The organism is Corynebacterium sp. FDAARGOS 1242, from assembly GCF_016889985.1.
GTDB classification, from domain to species: Bacteria; Actinomycetota; Actinomycetes; order Mycobacteriales; family Mycobacteriaceae; genus Corynebacterium; species Corynebacterium minutissimum_B.
Map to the genome: position 1 here is coordinate 782,746 of NZ_CP069568.1, position 20,324 is coordinate 803,069.

Sequence of the window (20,324 nt, forward strand, 5' to 3'; positions counted from 1 at the left end):
TACGGTGGTAAAGAAAGTACGAAAGATGAAGGGGTTGACGGCAGCTCTATGAGTATTCTGGATTCCATTGAATCGCCAGCTGATCTCAAGGCTCTGAGCAAGACGCAGCTGGCCGAGCTCGCGGCGGATATCCGCCAGCGCCTCATTGAGAAGGTATCTGTCACCGGTGGCCACCTCGGCCCCAATTTGGGCGTGGTTGAACTCACCGTGGCGATTCACCGCGTCTTTGACTCTCCTCGTGATCCCATCGTCTTCGACACCTCTCACCAGTCCTACGTGCACAAGATGCTGACCGGCCGCACCGCGCAGTTCGATACTCTGCGCCAGAAAGGTGGCTTGTCTGGCTACACCGACCGTACTGAGTCAGAACATGACTGGACCGAATCTTCGCACGCGTCGGCCGCACTGTCCACGGTGGATGGCTTATCTAAGGCCTTTAAGATTCGCGGCGAATCGCACCGCAACGCCGTGGCCGTCGTGGGTGATGGCGCCCTGACCGGTGGCATGTGCTGGGAAGCGCTGAACAATATTTCCGCGGATAAAGACCGCAACGTGGTCATCGTAGTTAATGACAACGGCCGTTCTTATTCGCCCACTATTGGCGGGCTATCAGAAAACCTTGGTCGTATCCGTGCACAGCATGGATACGACGAGTTCATGGAACTGGGTAAAAAGCGCCTGAAATCCATGGGCTGGGTCGGTGAGCGTACTTTTGATGCCCTTCATGCCATGAAGGAAGGCGTGAAGTCCACCGTCATGCCCACGGAGATGTTCCCGGAGCTCGGTATCAAATACGTCGGTCCTATCAATGGCCACGACATTGATGCGGTTGTCCGCGCACTGAGCTATGCCCGCGATTATGAGGGTCCCATCATCGTCCACACGGTGACGGAGAAGGGACATGGTTTTGCCCCGGCCGTCAATGAGCCGAAGGACCAAATGCACTCCACAGGTGCTATCGACCCGGTGACTGGCGTGTCCAAGGGGCAGAAACAGCCAGGGTGGACCGCAGCCTTTTCTGAAGAGCTCATCAAGGCAGGTCACGCTCGCGAGGATATTGTGGCAATCACTGCGGCAATGGCTGGGCCTACTGGCTTGGCGCCTTTCCAAGAAGAGTTTCCGGAGCGCTTCTTTGATGTAGGTATTGCTGAGCAACATGCAATGGCCTCTGCTTCTGGCTTGGCTTTGGCCGGGATGCACCCGGTGGTGGCGGTGTATTCCACCTTCCTCAACCGCGCGGTGGACCAAGTCATTATGGACATTGCTTTGCTCAAGCAGCCGGTGACCATTGTGCTTGATCGCGCGGGCGTAACGGGCTCCGATGGTCCTTCGCACAACGGCGTGTGGGATATGGCGTTTATGAGCATCGTGCCGGGCATGCGCATTGCTGCACCGCGCGATGGTGCTCGTCTCCGCGAGCTCTTCAACGAAGCTATCGCCATTGATGATGGCCCCACTGTCGTCCGTTTCCCCAAGGGCAATTTGCTTGAAGACACAGACGAACTCAAGCGCTTGGATGATGGCGTGGACATCCTGCGCTATTCCGATGACACTGAAGAGGAAGCGACCGACGTTCTGATTGTCTCTGTCGGAGCAATGAGCACTCGGTCACTGGGTGCTGCTGAACTGCTTGAGGCACGCGGCTTCAACGTCACGGTGGTGGACCCACGGTGGCCAGTGCCCGTTGCGCAGTCCATTGTGGCGCTGGCTGGCGACCATGACCTTGTCGTGACTGTCGAGGATGGCGTGCTGCGCGGCGGCGTGGGCTCCATGGTCGCCGAGGCCCTAGACGCAGCAGACGTGGATACTCCGGTGCATCGTCTCGGCATACCGAGCACCTTCCCGCGCCACGCCAGCCGTGGAGAAATCCTCGATGAGTTCGGTATTACGCCGCAGGGCATTGCGCAGTCGGTTGAGGAGTGGGTTGCTGCGCGCAGCGACGAGGAAGGCTCAGGCGAGGCCTAACCACGGAAGGCGTGGAGGCCGTCTGCGATGAGCGGGGTAGCAAGTTCTACTTGCCATTCGCGCGCTCCTTGGGAAAGCAAGAAGCCGGGAATGTCCGCAGAACCAGAAATCTCGCCGGCCACGCCGCCTTCAGGTCCTAAGGCAGCCCACACAGCTGCGCGGACAAGGCTCGGCTTAAGGATGAGTTCGTAGTTCATGGTGAGCTCGTCACCGAGGTCCTCGAAGGCGCCGCGAATGTCTTGATACACAGACCAAAGTTCCGGGAACTCGCGGGTAAAGACAGACTTTGAGGGCACAGGTTGCGGGCTGCGTAGCTGGACCGGCCATTCTTCTTTCGGGCTCTTAAGCGCCGTGGTGACGGCATCGAGCCATTGCAGGGTCGCTCCGCCACGGCGTCGGGGAAAGCCTTTGATCTTGTTGATCTCGTAGGGCGTGGTGGGAACTCGGCGCGCGATCTCCACGAGCACGCGATGGGGAAGCAGGCGATTAGGGGCGAGGTCCTGCGAACGTGCTATAGATTCGCGGCGTTGCCACAGCTCACGGGCTACAGCGAGCTGCTCGCGCGAACGCAGGGAGGATACGCCTTTGAGCTCGCGCCACGAACGCGGCTCTGGCGCGGTGATGCCTGCGTGTTCAGCGGCGATATGGTCAAATTCTTCGTAGGCCCAGTCCAGCTTCTCTTCCTCTGCGAGGATATCGCGCAATGCTACTGCCAGTTCGTTGAGGAGCTCAACGTCGAGTGCTGCGTAGTTGCGCCATTTCTGCGGGATAGGGGTTTCAGACCAGTCGGAATCGCCAAAGCCCTTTTCCAACTCGACGTCGAAAAGCTCCAGTATCATGGCACCCAGGTTGGGATGCGCAAAACCTGCGAAGCGGGCGGCCAGCTCCGTATCGAACAGCGTTCCCGGGTAGAGGCCGAGCCACGCCAAAGAAGGAAGATCAGAAGGCGCTGCGTGGAGAACCCAGTCTTGCCCAGTAAGTACGGGCGCCAGCGCGGCGGTAAACTCCGCACGGTGATTCTCTGGGGCTAGCAGAACCGTTCCGGCGCCTTCTCGGCGAATCTGCACGAGGAAGGCGCGGTCATCGAAGCGGTAGGCGGAGGCGCGCTCGGTATCGATAGCAAAAGGTCCAGTACCAGCTGCGAGTTGGTCGGCGGCCGCATGGAAGTCACGCGGGGACGCGAGGACCTTCGGGGTACCATCCTTGGGCACGTGGCGCAGTTCGGGCATCCCTGGGCCTCCTCCGTGAGCTTATGTATCGCGGTGCTTAGCGGCCGAGTTCGGCCACGCCTTCCGGCGGCAGGCCGGCAACGAGCGCTAGCACCTGGGAGAATGCCTCGACGTGTGGAGCCAGGTCAAGTCCCTCAGCAGTCCAGGACGCGCGCATCTCAAGCTGGTAGGCACGCGGCGGGCCGCCAATTTCGCCAAAGCGCACCGAGGACGTTGACGTTACGGTTCCACCCAGATTGGTGTGGGTAGCCTCGCGCAACTCCAAGGACTCGGTGAGCCACTCCCAGGCGACGTCGGGAAGCAGCGGATCGCCTGCTACCGAATCCTCCAGGTCAGCCTGAATATAGGCGACAAGGCGCATGGCACCTTCCCACGCTTCTTCAGCGCCAGGGTCGTGCAGAAGGATGAGACGACCGAAGGCATCACCTTCGGAATCGGTTGGAACGATGTCTGCGTCGTGGTGTCCGCGCTCAACCTCCAAACCAATGGCATGGCTAAACGGCGCTAGTCGCTGCGGCGGGCGAATGGTGCCCAAGGTGATTTCAGAGCGCAGCTGCGCTGCATGAAGGGACTCAACGGCCTCTGTGAAAGCGGCCGGAGTCGACGGCTCTGCAGTTTGGGAGCCGTTGGCGGACGAAGCACGATCATGCAGGTTGGTCGGTGCCCCTGCCAAGGTGCGCGAAGAAACGTCTGAATTGCTCACGGGAAACAACGTATAAGTTCTGTGCCGCAAGCGGGGGAAGGCGCGCCGTGGGCTAGTGGCGCACGGCAAGGTCTACAACTTATGATGGATAGGAATTCTAATCGCTTCCTAGCAAGGAGAAATGCATGTCGAAGGTCAACTTCAACGAGCTCAATAAGGTCCAGCGGTATTCGCAGCACGCAGTGTTTCAGGTGATTCCTGGCGCACTGGGCACTGAGCGTGAGCAGGCCATCGCCCAGGCACAAAAATTCTTTGCTGACCTCGAGCAGGCTGGCGTGGTTGTCGTGCGTGGCATCTATGACCTGTCCGGCATGCGCGAATCCGCGGACTTCATGATCTGGTGGCACGCAGAAGAATTCGCCGACATTCAAAAGGCGTTCGCTGATTTCCGCCGAGAGACCGTCCTGGGCCAGGTGTCTGAGGTGACGTGGGTAGGCAACGCCCTGCACCGCCCGGCAGAGTTCAACAAGTCCCATCTGCCGTCCTTCATCATGGGTGAAGAACCAGGCGAGTGGATTTCTGTGTACCCCTTCGTGCGTTCTTATGACTGGTACACCATGGATGAGGAAAAGCGCCGCCGCATCCTCATGGAGCACGGCATGCAGGGCCGTGACTACCCGGATGTTCGCGCGAACACCGTTCCGGCGTTTGCTCTAGGTGATTACGAATGGATCCTTGCTTTTGAGGCTCCTGAGCTACACCGCATCGTCGATCTGATGTACCTCATGCGCTACACCGAGGCACGCCACCATGTGCGTGAGGAAATCCCGTTCCACACGGGCCGCCGCGTCAAGGATGTGGCAGAGCTTATCGCCGTGCTTCCCTAACGCGGAGCCGTCTGCAGAGAGCTCACAATGGGCCGGTTGAAGGTTTAACCTTCGACCGGCTTTTCTTCGAGGGTGAGGCAGATGGAGTTGATGCAGTAGCGCAGGTCGGTAGGGGTATCGTAGCCTTCGCCTTCGAAAACGTGGCCCAAGTGTGATTCGCAGTTGGCGCACAATACCTCGACGCGGCGCATGCCAAGCGAGTTGTCTTCGCGTTCGATGATTTTGTCTCCTGCCAGTGGGGAGAAGAAGGACGGCCAACCGCAGTGTGACTCGAACTTTTCGGTAGAACGGAAAAGCTCGGTGCCGCAGGCCTTGCAGGAATACACACCTTCGGTGGTGGTGTTGGTGTATTCGCCAACGTGTGGGGGCTCGGTTCCGGCCTCGCGCAGGACGTAATACTCCTCAGGGGTGAGGCGCTTGCGCCATTCGGTATCCGCAATGAGCTTGAAATCGGTCATGCGGGGATTTTATCGCTCTTGTCCGCCTTCGGGCCACCATTGCGTTCGGATATCCACCAGCCGACCACCGATGCGGCAGTGACCACGATGAGCAAACCCCACCCGATGGTGGCGATGAACACACTTATCCAATGTGCGGCGGTGGGCATGCTTGTCGACGTCCACTCGAACGGCGCCAAGAATAAAAATGCCGCCAACCATGCGCCCCACGTGTGGAAAACCGAGCGATGCAGCAGAACCGTGAACATCATGGGGAAAAGCCACATGGAGTAGTACTGCTGTCCTAGTGATGACAGGAAAAAGATTCCCGCCATGATGATGCCGGTAGTGCTCAGTGCCCAGAATTCGGGCTCGGAGTCGCGCCAGCGCAGCAAACCGAGGATGGCCACGGCGCACAAGACAGCGAACAGCAGCCATATGGGGTAGTAGAGGGCTCCTGGCATGTCGAAGTAGGCCTTCACACCTGGCCATGAAGCATTTGCATAATCACGTGTGGTGGAAAGGTAGGGCAGAAGATGCTTGCGGAATCCCTCAGCGCCCGGAATGAGCGGCCAGGCGATGAGGTTGGCAGTGATGGGCACGGCCAGACCGAGGCCCAGTGCCCACCACCGGGTGCGCACGAGTGCGAGGAAAAGTAGCGGCGCGAATTGGGGTTTGACCAAAATGGCTAGTCCGATGCATAGCCCTGCTGCCCAACCGTGCTTCTCTAGGAGGACGAGAAATGCTGCCATGGCCAGCAGGAGTAGGCCGTTGATGTTGGTGAACACCAAGGTGTTGATGACGGACTCGGAGGCAAAAGCTGCCGCGATGCTGATGGGCAATACAGGGCCGCGCAGGCTATGGCCCACATAGCGAGTCAGGAGCGTCAAGGCGGCGATGATGGCCACAGCATTGGCGAGGATAAAGGCGTAGCGTGCGTGCTCCTCAGAAACGATACCCATGGGGGAGAGCAGTGCCGTTGCTCCGGGGTTGTAGAGGTAAAGCGGTTCTACGGAGGAATAATCCTGCTCATATACTGGCGCACCTTCCCAGAAGCGGCGAATCGCGCGGTACACCGTGCCGAAGTCATCCGTGACCGTCCCGGTAAAAGCAAGGACGACAACACGGTGAAACACAAGAACGACGGCTGTCGGCCACGCGGCGGCTGTCCACAGTCGGGCAGGGGTCGGGGGAGAGGAGGCCAGAGAAGTCACGGCAAGAGAGTTTACGGGGTTTATATGCGCCGGTAGCGCAGAAACACCGTGCTGTCGACAGGCGTGACGTTCTCGAGCTCTAAACAAAGCGCTGGAGACGTCGCGCTGCCGTCGACAACGGGCTTTTCCACAGAGGGTGACAGATGCGGATCCATTGTCAGGTACAGCTTGTCCACAAGCCCAGCTTCGATGAAGGCTGAATAAACCGACGGTCCACCTTCGCAGGAAATTCGTGTAGCGCCGCGTGCACGAAGGGCCTCGATGGCCTCAGTGACCGTGCCAGTACCAGTGCTCACAATCTCCGCACCAGCTGTAGCCAAGGCATGTGCCTCTTCGGAGTCCGCACGATCCTCTGGGGTGAGAATAATGGGACTGCCGGCGATGAATTCCTCGAAACCCTCAAAATTAAGGGAGTGGCTGAAGACGGCGAGGCGCGTGCTTGTCGACGCCTCATACCCCTCCGCCTTCACCGTGCCCGAGCCGACCACAGCAACGTCCGCCCACTCGCGTAACGCGGCGAAGAGCTTGGCATCGGCGTCATTGCCCATAGGGTCCGACGTTCCGTCAATAGTGGCCGAGCCATGGAGAGTGCTGACCGCGATAAGGCGAATTCCCTCGCTATCGGGGCCCAGCAACGAGTCAATGAGTGCGGTGTCATCCATGACATCCGAGGGTACGTGGGCTAACTGCGGCCAGCTACTTTGTATCCATGGTCCAGCTACTCTGTATCCATGTTGAGGCCACATGCAGTACTATAAAAACAGCTAAACCCGCAGCGTAGCTGCGGGGTTTGGTGGTCCTAGCTGGGATTGAACCAGCGACCTTTCCGGTGTGAACGGAACGCTCTCCCACTGAGCTATAGAACCTCGGTGCAGCCCTTAAGCTACACCGCAGTTAGACTAACCCCCTAATCGCCCAGCTCAACCGCATTTTCGCCGAAATGGGTCTCAATCACACCGGTGTAATCTTCGACCTTTGGCAGTTGGTGGAATTATTGCCGTGGGCTGCGGATTTGGAAACTGGGACGGTGCACGATAATGTCTTTACTCGCACCACGGCACACCAGCCGGGAAGATGCAATGCGGATGTAGCGCAGTTGGTAGCGCATCACCTTGCCAAGGTGAGGGTCGCGAGTTCGAGTCTCGTCATCCGCTCCAAGACCTCCACTTAGCTGGACGGCCTTGACAATTACATAAGCGCGATTAGCTCAGTGGGAGAGCGCTTCCCTGACACGGAAGAGGTCACTGGTTCAATCCCAGTATCGCGCACAAGGACTTTGTCCTAGAAACCGGGCCTGGTTTCGAATGCGGATGTAGCGCAGTTGGTAGCGCATCACCTTGCCAAGGTGAGGGTCGCGAGTTCGAGTCTCGTCATCCGCTCCAGCACATGTAGTGTGTGAGGCGGTATCGCCACGGTGGAATGGCCGAGTGGTGAGGCAACGGTCTGCAAAACCGTGCACACGGGTTCGATTCCCGTTTCCACCTCAAACTGTTAGTGCCCACTCCATGGGCACTGCGCGCGTTTAGCTCAGCGGGAGAGCGCTTCCCTGACACGGAAGAGGTCACTGGTTCAATCCCAGTATCGCGCACAGGGTTTCTTTACGGAAACCCGTGACGAGCCACGGCTTGTCACGCGGATGTAGCGCAGTTGGTAGCGCATCACCTTGCCAAGGTGAGGGTCGCGAGTTCGAGTCTCGTCATCCGCTCCACGAAAAGGGCGTCTTTCCACAAAGGAAAGACGCCCTTTACTCTTTTCATTACCCGTGGGTGGGGTTAAGGGCGGGTCGGAAAGGGGGGAAGCTTCCCCACAGCGGGGATCGCTTCCGAGTTTTTATCTATGGTGTTACTCACAGCAATCTCAATTCAAGGAAGCGGACACCTCTTTATGACAACTCTGCCCACACGTTCAACACCAGCCCAGCGATGGTTGGCTCTTATCGCTGTTATGCTGCTGGTGCTCCTGGGAGCGCTCGGGGCTTCCGGAGTACCTGCCCGCGCGCAGAACCCCACTGGAGTAACTGACTCGGATTCTCCCGCAGCTGAAGCATCTCCATCCCCACGCTCGGAGGATGCTGCTCCCGTAGATGAAAACAGCGGTGCGACAATGTTGGTGCTGGATTCGTCTGGATCCATGAACTCGCAGGATGCTGGTGGTCAGACGCGTCTGGACGCAGCAAAAGACGCGACCAAGAACTTTGTACATGAGTTGGGTGGAACCATTCCGCTCGGGCTTGTTACCTACGGCGGAACGGTTGATGAGGCCCCAGAGAATCAAGAAGAAGGCTGCCGCGACATACACGTGGTGAGCGGACCGAAGAAGGACGTAGGGGATTCGTTCACTGGCCCCATCGACGCACTCCAGGCTAAGGGGTATACACCAATTGGTGATTCCTTGAAGAAGGCCGCAGAGGAATTGGGTGGCCAGCACGGCACCATCGTGCTTGTATCTGACGGAATCGACACCTGCGCGCCGCCGCCGGTATGTGAAGTAGCTAAAGAACTTCATGAGCAGGGCATCGACCTGGTCATCAACACCATTGGCTTTAACGTCGATGAGGAGGCCCGTAAGGAGCTCTCCTGTATCGCAGATGCCGCAGGCGGCGAGTATCTGGACGCCGATGATGCAGATTCCCTGGCGGCAATGATTAAGAAGGCCGCTGGGCGCGCTGCAAACCTTTATGAGTCCACCGTGGAACAGATTGAAGGTAGCGAAGACATCTCACAGCCGACGGAGTTGCCGCGTTGGGAGTCCGGTGAGGACTTCATCTTCCGGGCTGAGTTGGATGCCCCGCCGAATGGCGGCGAGGATTCTCGCACCGACTTTCACGCGGAGTCATGGTCTATCCCCGTCAAACCAGGCGAGCGCTATGTGGCGACGATGTACAAAACTCTAGAAGGGTCAGTAGGAACTCCGAATAGCTTATTTATGAAGACGTTTTTCGGCGATGGTACAGAACCACCAACGGGTACGCATGGAGGCGATGAAGGCTCAGATGAGTGCACAGCTGATTCGGACAGTGCGCACACTGGCAATGTATCTGACGCCCTGCCTAGCGCTAACGCTTATACCTACGAAATCGGTTCCGAGAACTGCCAAGGTGACTTGGTCTTGACCGCGATGCGCGCAGGTGAGTACAAGGTCGATGAGCCCTTTGACGTGGAGATCTTGCTTCACCGTGTTGACCCGGTATCCAATATGGATGAACTTGTTAGCGGTCTCAGCAGCGAGATGGACGGTGAACTCCATGCCAACGCCAACGGTGCTGAACAAATGGCTCCCGGAAACTGGTTTGACAATGCCGCGGAGCTTCGCAGTGGTCAGACCATCGAAACCGACATTGTGCAGGGCGAAGCGCATGTTTATAAGGTCCCTATGAAGGAAGGCCAGCAGTTGGCCGCCGCAATTAGAGCTGGTGAGGTCTCGGACGAGCGGGCTCTCCAGTATTCAGGCCTTAACGTGTCGATCCTCAATCCAGTCCGTGAGAAAGCTGGGGAACGAGAATTCGTGATCTGGCCCAATGAGGGGGATGAGGGATCGGCTTCGGCGGCCAAGCCTACTGCCTTTGCCAACCGCTTCAGTTCTGATGCGGCAAACTCCTATGGCAACGCGAACTGGTTGGAGGGTGACTACTACATCGTGGTGACGCTGGACGCAGGTAAGCAAACTGACTTAGGGGATAGCGAAGACAACCTCACTGACAAACGTGCCACGATGAAGTATTACCTCACTTCCAAGGTGCTGGGTGAACCTATCCAGGGGCCGAAGTATGAGCCTGTCAGTGACAAGACTGAACAGCCACACCCTTCGGATGACAACAAGACAGAGACGAAGAACCAAGCCCGTGGCGCTGATGACAAGTCTGGCAAGACGATGAGTGGGCTCCTTTACGCGTTGGGGGCGGCGGGACTCATTCTCTTGATTGTCCTTATCGGCCTCGTCGCATTTCTTCTCCGCGGCCGAGGCAGGTAAAACTCGCAGCTCACGCTCGCGATGAAACAATTATTCAACAAGATTCGCTGCGGCGGGGAACTTTCCCTCTCGTCGCAGCGACTACTTGGTAACCTCGCGCACTCCGCGCGGGGTGAAGGATTGGCTAGCGCGTCCCTCCCGGCTATAGGATGAGGGAACATCCATCAAAAGTTTCATCCGACCCACAAGGAGTTGTCCGCACGATGCAGCTGCGTCAGGTCACCACCGCCCTCGCCGCCGGAGCCATTGGGCTCTTGCTTGGCTTTTCTGCGCCGATGGCGGTGGCCCACGATTCGGTTATCGGCGGCAACGTGGTGAGTGACACTCCGCTCGAGGAATTTCCACGTGAGATCACGCTGGAGTTCTCCGGCATTCCGAAGGACACTTTCAACACTTTCGCTGTCACTGACCAAGATTCGGGCGAGGTTCTGTTCGACGCCGAACCGACCATCAATGGCCGTAATCTCACCGTCGAGGTTCCTGAGGATATTGACCCCGGCGATGGCGACTACCAGGTGGGATTCCGTATCACGTCTTCTGATGGTCACCCCACACCTGGTTCGGTGGAGTTCAGTGTTGCATCCGGTGCCGATGCTGCCGGGGCAAGCTCAGCTGGCAGCGCCGGCGAAGTTGACAACAACGACAGTCAAGAAGGCGATACTGATGCGCCGCTCAGCGCACTGTCGGGTCCTGCCAAGTGGATTGTCGGCCTAGGCGCGGTACTCGTCGTGGCGGCTGTGGTCTTCGTCTTCGGTGCGAAGACTCGTCGTGCTAACGGCGACTCCTAAGAAACCTATCAACACGCTAGCGGCCTTAACACACCAATTGCTGGAGAAATCCCCTTAATACAGAAAGGCATGTTCCATGCTGATGTCTCGTACCGCCCTTCGTTCTTCCGTAGCAGCCCTTGCGGTTGCAAGTCTTACCTTGACCGGTTGCTCGAATAGTGAGGAAGACTCAACCGCAGCGTCCACGGACGTTGCTTCGAGTGCAGCTTCGACAGCCGAGAAGTCTGCTTCAGCCGACTCCAGCCAAGCGAAGGATGCCAATAATGACGCCATTTCCTTCGAGGATGGCGTCGTGCGTGCGATGGAGGATGGCTCTGACATGACCGCCATCTTCGGCACGCTCCACAACACCACGGACAAGGACATCTCGGTCGTAGGTTTCACCTCGTCTATCGAGGCGAAGCAGAACCAGATTCATGAGGTCGTCGATGGTGTCATGCAGGAGAAAGCCGGCGGTTTCGACATCCCGGCCGGTGAATCTGTGGAGCTGGCGCCCGGCGGCTACCACTTCATGCTTATGGGCGTGGCCGAGCCGATTATGGCCGGTGAACACGTGACGATGACGCTGGAGCTGGGCGACGGATCCACGGTCGAACTCGGCGACATCCCCGTACGTTCCATCGGTGCAGGCGACGAGAACTATGGCGATATGGAGCACGGCGACCATATGGATCACGGCGACCACATGGATCACAAGCACTAAACACAGAGAGAAGGAAACAATGAGCGGGTTCGAGGAACCTGTCAGCCGGCGTGGATTGCTAGCCGGAAGTGCAGTGGCTGCCAGCGCAGTAGCGCTGGCCAGCTGCGCACAAGCCGATACTGATACCTCCGATACTGCTGGTCAGCACGACGCGCAGCGAGCTGGTGACGCTGCCAGTACGGGGCCGACTGAGGCTGAAGAAACCATGGGCGGCGACATCGTCGCTTTCGATGGCAAACACCAAGCCGGAATCCAAACTCCAGTACAGGCACACGTTGAACTAGTGGGCTTCAACCTTAAGAAGAATGTTGGTGCTCGTGGTGCTAAGGCCCTGATGCGTTTGTGGACCGAAGACGCGCGCCGATTGTGTACAGGGGAGAACCCACTTGGTAGCCTCGAACCTGAACTTGCTGTGACTCCCGCCAACCTCACCGTGACGTGTGGGTGGGGAGAGCGCTTTTTCGATGCGGTGGACGTCGCCAAGCCCAGCTGGCTTAGAGATGTCCGCGCCTACGAGCACGATGACCTGCGCCCGGAGTGGGGGCAAACTGACATCGTCTTGCAGATTTGCAGCGATGACCCGCTGACGGCAGCCCATGTGCTCCGACACATGACGCGTGCCGGCAAAGATTACGCGGATGTCGCCTGGGTACAGCAGGGCTTCAGCCACGCCTATGGATCCGCGCCAAAGGGCACAACGGCCCGCAATCTTTTCGGGCAAAAGGACGGCACGGTTAACCCGCGTACGGACGATGATTTTGCGGAGCAAGTCTGGATTGATGAAGGCACCTTCGCTGGTGGCAGCGCCATGGTGGTGCGCCGCATCCACATGAACCTCGATACATGGGAAGAGCTCGACCGTGCTGGGCGCGAAACCGCTACTGGGCGCACGCTTGATACTGGCGCACCGCTGGGAGCACAGGAAGAATTCGACTCGGTGGATCTTGACGCCCGCAATGAGTTCGGGCTCAAGGCGATTGATGAAAACTCTCACGTTGCGCGCGCTCATCCGCCGGCCGATCACCCAGAACAGAAGATTTTGCGCCGACCCTTTAACTACAACCTGCCGCCAACGCCGGAGACGACCGCTCGGGGCGAGCTCAGTAATGCCGGGCAGATCTTCATCTGCTACCAGAAGGACCCGTCAAAGCAATTCGAACCAATCCAGGCGCGCCTTGATGAAGCTGACCGGCTCAATGAGTGGATTACCCACATCGGCTCGGCCATGTACTATGTGCCTGCCGGAACCGAGGGCGAAACCTTCTGGGGCGAGTCGCTGATCCGCAGTTAGCAGGGGTAGACTTAGCCGCTGTAACTTTCTCAATGAGTGCTGCTCGGCCAGGTATGTCGAGCGGCGCGTGAGCGCAAAAGGAGCGCAACAAGTCATGGCGGAAATGATTCCAGCAGTCCCGGTCAACTACGAGCCGATTAGGGTCCCGGCCGGAACTGCCGTGGGTGCGGCAATGCGCGAGCATGACCTGCCCAACAAGGGCCCAGAAGCAGTCGTCGTGGTCCGCGGTGCCGATGGCACCCTCTTCGACCTGTCCCACACCCCGGAGACCGACGCCGAATTCACGCCCGTAGCCGCCTGCGAAGAAGACGGCCGCGCTGTTATCCGCCACTCCTGCGGTCACGTCATGGCCCAGGCCGTACAGGCCGAGTTCCCTGGCACCAAGCTGGGCATCGGCCCCGCCATTGAGAACGGCTTCTACTTCGACTTCCAAACCGCCGAGCCCTTTACCCCCGAGGACCTCAAGGCGATTGAGAAGCGCATGAAGAAGATTATCAAGGGCGGCCAGCGCTTCGAGCGCCGCGTGTACGAAACCACTGAGGAAGCCGAAGCAGCCCTCGCCAACGAGCCCTTCAAGCTGGAGCTGGTCCAAGACAAGGGCAACGTAGATCCGGATTCCGATGAGGCCGCCGAAGTTGGTGCCGGAGATCTGACCCACTACGACAACATCAACCCACGCACCGGTGAGGTGGAGTGGTTCGATCTGTGCCGTGGACCGCACGTTCCAACCACCAAGTACATTCCCGCTTTTACTCTGACGCGTTCTTCGGCCGCCTACTGGCGCGGTGACCAGTCCAAAGCTGGTCTGCAGCGTATCTACGGCACCGCCTTCGAATCTAAGGAGGCGCTTGAGTCCTACAAGACCATGGTGGAAGAGGCAGAGAAGCGTGACCACCGCCGCCTCGGTGCGGAGCTGGACCTGTTCTCCTTCCCGGACGAGATCGGTTCCGGCTTCCCGGTCTTCCACCCCAATGGCGCGACCGTGCGCATGGAGATGGAAGAGCACTCCCGCCGCCGCCACATCGCGGACGGCTACTCCTTCGTGTCCACCCCGCACCTGACCAAGGGCGATCTGTTCAAGAAGTCTGGTCACCTCGACTTCTACGCAGACGGCATGTTCCCGCCGATGCAGCTCGACGGCGAGTGGGACGACGACGGCAACTGCACCAAGCAGCCGCAGGACTACTATGCCAAGCCGATGAACTGCCCCATGCACAACCTCATCTTCGCCTCGCGTGGCCGCTCCTACCGCGAGCTGCCGCTGCGCCTCTTCGAGTTCGGTACTGTCTACCGCTATGAGAAGTCCGGTGTCATTCACGGCCTGACCCGTGCGCGCGGCTTTACCCAGGACGACTCCCACATTTACTGCACTCCGGAGCAGTTGGAGGAAGAGCTGACCAAGGTACTGGAGTTCATCATCTCCCTGCTCAAGGACTACGGCCTGGATGACTTCTATCTGGAGCTTTCTACCAAGGACCCGAATAAGTACGTCGGTTCTGATGAGATTTGGGAGCGCTCGACGAAGATCTTGCAGTCGGTAGCGGAGAAGTCTGGGCTCGACTTGGTTCCGGATCCGGCTGGTGCAGCCTTCTACGGTCCGAAGATTTCTGTGCAGGCACGCGATGCCATTGGCCGTACCTGGCAGATGTCCACCGTCCAGCTGGACTTCAACCTTCCGGAGCGCTTCGAGCTGGAGTACACGGCGTCGGACGGCACCAAGCAGCGCCCCATCATGATCCACCGCGCCCTGTTCGGTTCTATTGAGCGCTTTTTCGGTGTGCTCCTTGAGCACTACGCTGGTGCTTTCCCTGCCTGGTTGGCCCCGCACCAGGTGGTTGGCATTCCGGTTGCTGATACCTTCGCCCCACACCTGGAGGAGGTCTGCGCCGAACTGCGCAAGCGTGGGCTGCGTGCTGATGTTGATACTTCCGATGACCGCATGCAGAAGAAGATCCGCAACCACACCACCGGCAAGGTTCCCTTCATGTTGCTCGCAGGTGAGCGAGATGTCGAGGCCAACGCGGTGTCCTTCCGCTTCCTCGACGGCACTCAGGTCAACGGCGTGCCGGTGGCAACCGCTGTCGAGGTCATTGAGGCGTGGGTTCGCGAGCGCAACAACGAACAGCCAACCAAAGACAGCATCGCCGAGCGCGTCTAAGCGGATTTCCTGAGACGACGACGTCCAGGCAGGGGAGTCTGGACCCCGAAGAAAGGACGAAACACAGAGTGGAAGAATACGTCGATACCGGCCTGGGAAGCCCCGACCGCTTGGAGCGCCTGTGGGCGCCGTACCGCATGAGCTACATCAAGCGTGAGGGCGGTGCCGGCGACGTACCTAAAACTGCTCGTAATCCTTTCATCGAGATTCCGCAGATGGCGGACGAAGACGGACTCATCGTGGCCCGCGGTGAGCTCGTCTACTGCGTACTTAATTTGTACCCCTACAACGCCGGCCACATGATGGTCATTCCGTACCGTCAAGAATCTGAGCTTGAGAATCTCACCGAAGAAGAGTCCCAGGAGCTTTTCCGCTTTGCCCGGGCTGCCATTCGGGTTCTCAAAAAGGTTTCGGGCCCTGACGCGGTCAATGCTGGGTTTAACCTGGGACGCGCCTCGGGAGGATCTGTGGGTCAGCATCTCCACATGCATATTGTGCCGCGCTGGAGTGGAGACTCGAATTTCATGACTATTGTGGATGGAGTTAAAGTGCTGCCGCAGCTCCTCAAAGACACCCGCTCTCTGCTCGCACAGGGGTGGGCGGAGCTCGCTGACGAGGGACTCATTCCAGGAGAAGCACATGCTTAGTGTTCATGGGCGCAAGCCCGCCGCCGTGGTCGTGGTACCGGTGGCCAAGCTCTTTCTCAAGATGGGCTTGACCCCGAATGCGGTAACCGTGGTGGGCACCATCGTCACCATCGCCATCTCGGTCATCCTTATCCCGCTCGATCACCTTTTTGCTGCTGCTATTCTGTCCGGCCTGTTTTCTGCGTTCGACATGCTCGACGGCACAATGGCTCGCCTGACCACGGGCGGATCGAAGTTTGGCGCAACGCTGGATGCCTCATGTGACCGCATCACCGACGGCGCACTATTCGCCGCCATTGCCTATTGGATGGTCTACATTGACAATGCCCATCCATTGAACTTCGCCGCCTGCATGATTGTGCTGGTCAGCTCCCAGGTCATCTCTTATGTCAAGGCCCGTGGAGAAGCTTCCGGCTTTAAGATGGTCGGCGGTCTCGTCGAACGCCCCGAACGCCTTATCCTCGGCCTGGGTGGCGTGGGCCTCGAGGGGCTCGGCGTTCCCTATGCGCTGGAGATTGCGTTGTGGTTGCTGGCCGTGGGGTCGGTGTTCACTATCTACCAGCGCATGCGTCAGGCAGCACGCCAAGACACCACATCTCGGTTTATGAAGGACCTGTAGACCCTTAAGCCCCCATTCCCAAGGAGGGAGCATCTACCATGGCACGTGTGAATCGGGAGAACCTTACTGCTGCCGCATATATTGCTTGTTGGAAGATTGTGCGTTATCTTCCGCAGCCAGTTGCAGCGTGGCTATTTGAACGCGGCGCCGACTATGCCAGCGACAATGGTGCGGGAATGGAACAGCTACGCCAGAACCTCAGCCGTGTGGTGGGCCCAGAGAATGTCACCCGGACGTTGGTGCGGGACTCTATGCGATCCTATATGCGCTATTGGCTTGAGGCTTTTCGCCTGCCTGCCATCCACGCGGACCCGTCCTTACATGAGCAGCTTCTCGCAGGAATGAAAGGCAAAGAACATTCGGATGCGTCCATCGCGTCCGGCCGTGGAGTCATCTTCGCTTTGCCGCACTCGGGAAACTGGGACATGGCAGGTGTGTTCTGCGTGAACCACTACGGAGGGTTCACCACGGTGGCAGAGAGGCTGAAGCCGGAGGCGCTTTTCGATGCCTTCGTGGACTACCGTGAAAGCCTCGGCTTTACCGTCCTCCCTCTGACCGGAGCCTCGGTCTCACCTTTCCCGCGTCTCAAAGACACTCTTGAACGTGGCGGTGTGGTGTGTCTTCTAGCTGAACGCGATCTCACCCGTACTGGCGTCACTGTGGACTTCATGGGGGAGGACGCCAACGTGGCGGCAGGTCCGGCCCAATTGGCCATCGAGACTGGTGCGGCGCTGCATGTCGTGCATTCCTACTTCGACGGCGATGGCTGGGGGCTTTCCGTGAGCCCTGAGATAGAGGCCACAACGCTGCAGGAAACCTGCCAACGGATGGCGGATGGCTTTGCCGACAACATCCGTGAGCATCCGGAAGACTGGCATATGTTGCAGCCGCAGTGGAACACGGACGTTGAACGTCGCCGCCACAAGCAGCGAGACACACAGTAGGGAAGAGGAAGACCATCATGCGCATCGGTATTGTCTGCCCCTACTCTTTTGATGAACCCGGCGGAGTTCAGGCCCACATCCTTGACCTGGCTACGGTTTTTATCGAGCAAGGACACGAGGTTGAGGTGCTGGGGCCGGCGTCGACAAGCACGCAGGTGCCTAGCTTCGTCCGCAAAGGTGGCTGGGCAATCCCTATTACCTATAACGGATCCGTGGCTCGTCTCGCTATTGGCCCGCACGTGGGCCGCAATATCAAGCGTTTCATCCGGGAAGGGCAGTTCGACGTCCTTCATATCCACGAACCCAATTCGCCGAGCTATTCCATGGCAGCGTTAGCCATGGTGCAGGGGCCCATCGTGGCGACATACCATGCGTCCGCCTCCAGTTCGTTGGTTCTCACCTTGGTCAAACCTATACTTCGCCCGTATCTGGAGAAGATTCGCGGAGGAATTGCTGTGTCGGAGATGGCGCGGCGCTGGCAGGTTGAGCAACTTGGTGGGGACCCCGTCCTCATCCCGAATGGAGTGGATACCTCGGTCTATGCCCGTGAACGCGCACAGGCTCAAGACCACGCACTGCCCCGCGAAGGCGGTAGTGAGACGCCGGTAGAGATCGTGTTCCTGGGGCGCCTCGATGAACCACGCAAAGGCCTCGACATTCTCCTTGAAGCCCTCACACTCCTTCCGGAAAAAGTGCGTGTGACCGTCATGGGCGGTGGCCACCCACGCAGCGTCCCTGGCGTGGACTTCGTCGGCCGCGTCAGCGATGCGGAGAAGGCCGCCATCCTTGGTCGAGCGGATATTTATGTTGCGCCTAATACTGGCGGGGAGAGTTTCGGCATTGTGCTCGTGGAGGCCATGGCCGCTGGATGCGCCGTGGTGGCGTCAGACCTTGAAGCTTTTGCCGCGGTGTGCAATGTCGAATCGGATACTCCCGCGGGTGTGCTCTTTCGCAACGGGGACGCTACGGACCTCGCCCGAGTTCTAGAAGAACTCGTGGCTCACCCGGACAAGCGCGCGGCCTTGACACGAGCAGGCGAGCAACGCGCTCGTGAGTACGACTGGGACCACGTCGCCGCAGCCGTGATGCAGGTCTATGAAACTGTGGCGGATGGAACGAAGGTGCAGGTGAAGTAGATGGCCATTGAACTTGTCATCGCCTTAGCCGTGGTGCTCGTTATTGCCATGTGGGCATTGTTGACGGCGCAGCGTCTCAACTCTTTACACATCCGTACCGACGCGGCCCTCGCGCAGCTTGAGGCTACCCTTGACCGTCGGGCGGCGGTGATCAGCGCGTTGGCTCCGGAGCTCCAACACCTTGCAGCACGCGCTGAGTCCACGGACTTGACCCAGGGGAATTTCGATGAGCGGACGACGCGTGAGCGGGAGCTATCAGCAGCGATTGCGCAGCGTTTCGAAACTAGGCCTGCCTTGCTTGCCGACGCCGAGGGGCGCATCCACCTCGCCCACCGCTTCTACAACGAGGCGGTCAGCGATACCCGCGCCCTACGCCTGCGTCCGGCAGTGAAGTGGCTCCGCTTGGGCGGCACGGCCAAGCTTCCGGAGTTCTTTGAGCTCAGCCAGATCGACGTTTAATCTGTCCGCGTTGACTGCTCCGCAGTCCGTGCGGCGGTGAACTCAAGGCGATGCCACATGAGGGCGGTAACAGCCATGCTGAGAATCAGCAGGTTGCGCACCACGAGTGCGTAGACCGGCTGCAGATTCTCACCCAGGTGAAGCCACACGTAGTCATAACCGTAGGGATAGATATACGTTCCCAGTGCTGCCGCGGCTACCGCGAGAATGGCCATGATGGTGCGCAGCCCAGTGCGGTCGGATGCCAACCGCTTGTCATTCGGTGTCTCCCGCGGAATCTCCGAACGGATAGCCACGGCGAGGATGGGGCCAAGCCACACGATGTACTGCGGTGAGAAGACCTTATTGGTTGCGATGAGCAGAAGAGTTGCGGCGACAAAGAAGACAACGGTGGAATGGGGATCCCAGCCGCCGCGCAGGAAACGAGAGGCAGCCACGGCGACTATCCACACCAGGGCACACACCATGGCGATCGTGCTGAGCGTTAGAGCAGTATCCACGCCGGGGCCGGTGATCTCATAGCTTTTGGATGCGGCATAACCTATTTCCCACGTGCCCGGGTGACGGTGCGCCTGAAGAACGTGCCACGTGGCCGCAAGAGATTCGATCTGAAGTCCCCGCTCCTCCTGATAGGACAGGGGAGACACGAGCCGATCCGCGCCGGTCAGCACTGCAACAGCCAGGCATATTCCGACAATGGTTCCACAGAATGCGGCTAGGCGTTGCCAGGTTGTCCGTGAGCGGGCAGCTCCCACCAGGCCAGCGGCGAGCACACCCGGCCAGAGTTTGACGGTGGTAGCCCACGCTAGAAGTGCAGAAGCTATGCGTGGATGAGTAGCGAGGAGTGCGCCTGCGCCTGCGACAAGGAGTGCTGGGTACAAGTCAAGGCGCCACACAAAGACATGACCGGCCGCCGTGCCGAAGAAAACCCAGAACCACGCGGCAGCGAACACGGAGCGCCGCCCGTCATTGTTGCGGAGGAGGAGGGCCAGGAAGAGGGCGTCAGCCAAGAGCATCATGACCGTGAAGGCCACGCGGTAGTTATCGGGGTTATCCCCGGTAAGCCATGCGAGGACAACGCTTGGCCACGTTCCCGGCTGCGGATATTCCGTCATCGCGGAACTGTCGTTGCCGTAGACACCTTCTAAGTAGTAGTTGATGTCTCCACTTGGCATCCTATTGCCTAGGAGCAAGGCAATGAGTAGGACGCGGGCAATGGCCCACCCAGCCCATAC

Annotated in this window: 18 protein-coding genes and 7 tRNA genes; 18 read left to right on the top strand and 7 right to left on the bottom strand. The window is 59.0% G+C overall.

Annotated features, from left to right (window positions below; translation table 11 throughout):
• Positions 1-48: 48 nt before the first annotated feature.
• Positions 49-1,965 carry a 1-deoxy-D-xylulose-5-phosphate synthase gene (dxs, locus tag I6J72_RS03710; RefSeq protein WP_204099968.1) on the top strand — a complete coding sequence of 639 codons (1,917 nt, stop codon included), beginning with the start codon at positions 49-51 and terminating at the stop codon, positions 1,963-1,965.
• Here the strand turns inward: dxs and I6J72_RS03715 are convergent.
• Together I6J72_RS03715 and I6J72_RS03720 are read right to left on the bottom strand one after the other, a co-directional pair.
• Positions 1,962-3,194, bottom strand: a complete 1,233-nt coding sequence (locus I6J72_RS03715) for an HRDC domain-containing protein (RefSeq protein WP_204099969.1) — start codon at positions 3,192-3,194, stop codon at positions 1,962-1,964. The two genes, dxs and I6J72_RS03715, sit on opposite strands and share 4 nt — an antisense overlap.
• A 37-nt stretch (positions 3,195-3,231) precedes the next feature.
• Positions 3,232-3,897 (bottom strand): DUF3000 domain-containing protein, encoded by a 666-nt coding sequence (locus I6J72_RS03720; protein WP_370552154.1) that lies wholly within the window; start codon positions 3,895-3,897, stop codon positions 3,232-3,234.
• A gap of 125 nt (positions 3,898-4,022) precedes the next feature.
• Between I6J72_RS03720 and hemQ the strand changes: the two genes are divergently transcribed.
• Positions 4,023-4,724 carry a hydrogen peroxide-dependent heme synthase gene (gene hemQ / locus I6J72_RS03725; protein ID WP_204099971.1) on the top strand — a complete coding sequence of 234 codons (702 nt, stop codon included), beginning with the start codon at positions 4,023-4,025 and terminating at the stop codon, positions 4,722-4,724.
• Positions 4,725-4,768: 44 nt separating this feature from the next.
• On the opposite strand, the gene msrB is transcribed toward hemQ, so the two are convergent.
• The 4 genes from msrB to I6J72_RS03745 all read right to left on the bottom strand — a co-directional run bounded on the left by msrB (position 4,769) and on the right by I6J72_RS03745 (position 7,241).
• The gene (gene msrB / locus I6J72_RS03730) at positions 4,769-5,182 is read right to left on the bottom strand and encodes a peptide-methionine (R)-S-oxide reductase MsrB (RefSeq protein WP_204099972.1); all 414 of its coding nucleotides are present in this window, start codon (positions 5,180-5,182) and stop codon (positions 4,769-4,771) included.
• Positions 5,179-6,375 (bottom strand): glycosyltransferase family 87 protein, encoded by a 1,197-nt coding sequence (locus I6J72_RS03735; RefSeq protein ID WP_204099973.1) that lies wholly within the window; start codon positions 6,373-6,375, stop codon positions 5,179-5,181. The genes msrB and I6J72_RS03735 overlap by 4 nt, the downstream gene beginning before the upstream one ends.
• A gap of 20 nt (positions 6,376-6,395) precedes the next feature.
• Positions 6,396-7,037: a dihydrofolate reductase family protein gene (locus tag I6J72_RS03740; protein WP_204099974.1), complete on the bottom strand. Its 642-nt coding sequence runs from the start codon at positions 7,035-7,037 to the stop codon at positions 6,396-6,398.
• 129 nt (positions 7,038-7,166) lie between these two features.
• Positions 7,167-7,241, bottom strand: a tRNA-Val gene (locus I6J72_RS03745).
• A gap of 215 nt (positions 7,242-7,456) precedes the next feature.
• Between I6J72_RS03745 and I6J72_RS03750 the strand changes: the two genes are divergently transcribed.
• The 16 genes from I6J72_RS03750 to I6J72_RS03825 all read left to right on the top strand — a co-directional run bounded on the left by I6J72_RS03750 (position 7,457) and on the right by I6J72_RS03825 (position 19,089).
• Positions 7,457-7,532, top strand: a tRNA-Gly gene (locus tag I6J72_RS03750).
• 39 nt (positions 7,533-7,571) lie between these two features.
• Positions 7,572-7,643 (top strand) — tRNA-Val (locus I6J72_RS03755).
• A 38-nt stretch (positions 7,644-7,681) separates the two neighbouring features.
• Positions 7,682-7,757, top strand: a tRNA-Gly gene (locus I6J72_RS03760).
• 31 nt (positions 7,758-7,788) lie between these two features.
• A tRNA-Cys gene (locus tag I6J72_RS03765) sits at positions 7,789-7,859 on the top strand.
• A gap of 32 nt (positions 7,860-7,891) precedes the next feature.
• Positions 7,892-7,963: transfer RNA gene (locus I6J72_RS03770), tRNA-Val, on the top strand.
• Positions 7,964-8,007: 44 nt separating this feature from the next.
• Positions 8,008-8,083: transfer RNA gene (locus I6J72_RS03775), tRNA-Gly, on the top strand.
• A gap of 176 nt (positions 8,084-8,259) precedes the next feature.
• Positions 8,260-10,344, top strand: a complete 2,085-nt coding sequence (locus I6J72_RS03780) for a VWA domain-containing protein (protein ID WP_204099975.1) — start codon at positions 8,260-8,262, stop codon at positions 10,342-10,344.
• Positions 10,345-10,547: 203 nt separating this feature from the next.
• Positions 10,548-11,132 (top strand): copper resistance protein CopC, encoded by a 585-nt coding sequence (locus I6J72_RS03785; protein ID WP_204099976.1) that lies wholly within the window; start codon positions 10,548-10,550, stop codon positions 11,130-11,132.
• Positions 11,133-11,208: 76 nt separating this feature from the next.
• A complete protein-coding gene (locus I6J72_RS03790; protein ID WP_204099977.1) occupies positions 11,209-11,835 on the top strand; it encodes a copper chaperone PCu(A)C in 627 nt (208 codons plus the stop codon).
• Between the two features lie 19 nt (positions 11,836-11,854).
• Positions 11,855-13,126 carry a Dyp-type peroxidase gene (locus I6J72_RS03795; protein WP_204099978.1) on the top strand — a complete coding sequence of 424 codons (1,272 nt, stop codon included), beginning with the start codon at positions 11,855-11,857 and terminating at the stop codon, positions 13,124-13,126.
• 94 nt (positions 13,127-13,220) lie between these two features.
• Positions 13,221-15,284 (top strand): threonine--tRNA ligase, encoded by a 2,064-nt coding sequence (gene thrS / locus I6J72_RS03800; RefSeq protein ID WP_204099979.1) that lies wholly within the window; start codon positions 13,221-13,223, stop codon positions 15,282-15,284.
• Positions 15,285-15,352: 68 nt separating this feature from the next.
• Complete coding sequence (locus I6J72_RS03805) at positions 15,353-15,931, top strand: HIT domain-containing protein (protein ID WP_304505308.1); 579 nt, start codon at positions 15,353-15,355, stop codon at positions 15,929-15,931.
• Entirely contained in the window at positions 15,924-16,550 is a 627-nt protein-coding gene (gene pgsA, locus I6J72_RS03810; RefSeq protein ID WP_204099980.1) for a phosphatidylinositol phosphate synthase, read from the top strand. The genes I6J72_RS03805 and pgsA overlap by 8 nt, the downstream gene beginning before the upstream one ends.
• A gap of 38 nt (positions 16,551-16,588) precedes the next feature.
• A complete protein-coding gene (locus I6J72_RS03815; protein WP_204099981.1) occupies positions 16,589-17,494 on the top strand; it encodes a phosphatidylinositol mannoside acyltransferase in 906 nt (301 codons plus the stop codon).
• Between the two features lie 17 nt (positions 17,495-17,511).
• The gene (locus I6J72_RS03820) at positions 17,512-18,630 is read left to right on the top strand and encodes a glycosyltransferase family 4 protein (RefSeq protein ID WP_115022396.1); all 1,119 of its coding nucleotides are present in this window, start codon (positions 17,512-17,514) and stop codon (positions 18,628-18,630) included.
• The gene (locus I6J72_RS03825) at positions 18,631-19,089 is read left to right on the top strand and encodes a hypothetical protein (RefSeq protein WP_115022394.1); all 459 of its coding nucleotides are present in this window, start codon (positions 18,631-18,633) and stop codon (positions 19,087-19,089) included.
• Here the strand turns inward: I6J72_RS03825 and I6J72_RS03830 are convergent.
• Positions 19,086-20,264, bottom strand: a complete 1,179-nt coding sequence (locus I6J72_RS03830; RefSeq protein WP_204099982.1) for a glycosyltransferase 87 family protein — start codon at positions 20,262-20,264, stop codon at positions 19,086-19,088. The genes I6J72_RS03825 and I6J72_RS03830 overlap by 4 nt on opposite strands.
• Between the last annotated feature and the right edge of the window lie 60 nt (positions 20,265-20,324).

What these genes read in the sequence shown, in the direction of transcription:
- dxs (WP_204099968.1), top strand. Translation starts at nt 49, where the DNA reads ATGAGTATTCTGGATTCCATTGAATCGCCAGCTGATCTCAAGGCTCTG.
- I6J72_RS03715 (WP_204099969.1), bottom strand. Translation starts at nt 3,194, where the DNA reads ATGCCCGAACTGCGCCACGTGCCCAAGGATGGTACCCCGAAGGTCCTC.
- hemQ (WP_204099971.1), top strand. Translation starts at nt 4,023, where the DNA reads ATGTCGAAGGTCAACTTCAACGAGCTCAATAAGGTCCAGCGGTATTCG.
- msrB (WP_204099972.1), bottom strand. Translation starts at nt 5,182, where the DNA reads ATGACCGATTTCAAGCTCATTGCGGATACCGAATGGCGCAAGCGCCTC.
- I6J72_RS03740 (WP_204099974.1), bottom strand. Translation starts at nt 7,037, where the DNA reads ATGGATGACACCGCACTCATTGACTCGTTGCTGGGCCCCGATAGCGAG.
- I6J72_RS03780 (WP_204099975.1), top strand. Translation starts at nt 8,260, where the DNA reads ATGACAACTCTGCCCACACGTTCAACACCAGCCCAGCGATGGTTGGCT.
- I6J72_RS03785 (WP_204099976.1), top strand. Translation starts at nt 10,548, where the DNA reads ATGCAGCTGCGTCAGGTCACCACCGCCCTCGCCGCCGGAGCCATTGGG.
- I6J72_RS03790 (WP_204099977.1), top strand. Translation starts at nt 11,209, where the DNA reads ATGCTGATGTCTCGTACCGCCCTTCGTTCTTCCGTAGCAGCCCTTGCG.
- I6J72_RS03795 (WP_204099978.1), top strand. Translation starts at nt 11,855, where the DNA reads ATGAGCGGGTTCGAGGAACCTGTCAGCCGGCGTGGATTGCTAGCCGGA.
- thrS (WP_204099979.1), top strand. Translation starts at nt 13,221, where the DNA reads ATGGCGGAAATGATTCCAGCAGTCCCGGTCAACTACGAGCCGATTAGG.
- pgsA (WP_204099980.1), top strand. Translation starts at nt 15,924, where the DNA reads ATGCTTAGTGTTCATGGGCGCAAGCCCGCCGCCGTGGTCGTGGTACCG.
- I6J72_RS03815 (WP_204099981.1), top strand. Translation starts at nt 16,589, where the DNA reads ATGGCACGTGTGAATCGGGAGAACCTTACTGCTGCCGCATATATTGCT.
- I6J72_RS03820 (WP_115022396.1), top strand. Translation starts at nt 17,512, where the DNA reads ATGCGCATCGGTATTGTCTGCCCCTACTCTTTTGATGAACCCGGCGGA.
- I6J72_RS03825 (WP_115022394.1), top strand. Translation starts at nt 18,631, where the DNA reads ATGGCCATTGAACTTGTCATCGCCTTAGCCGTGGTGCTCGTTATTGCC.
- I6J72_RS03830 (WP_204099982.1), bottom strand. Translation starts at nt 20,264, where the DNA reads ATGCCAAGTGGAGACATCAACTACTACTTAGAAGGTGTCTACGGCAAC.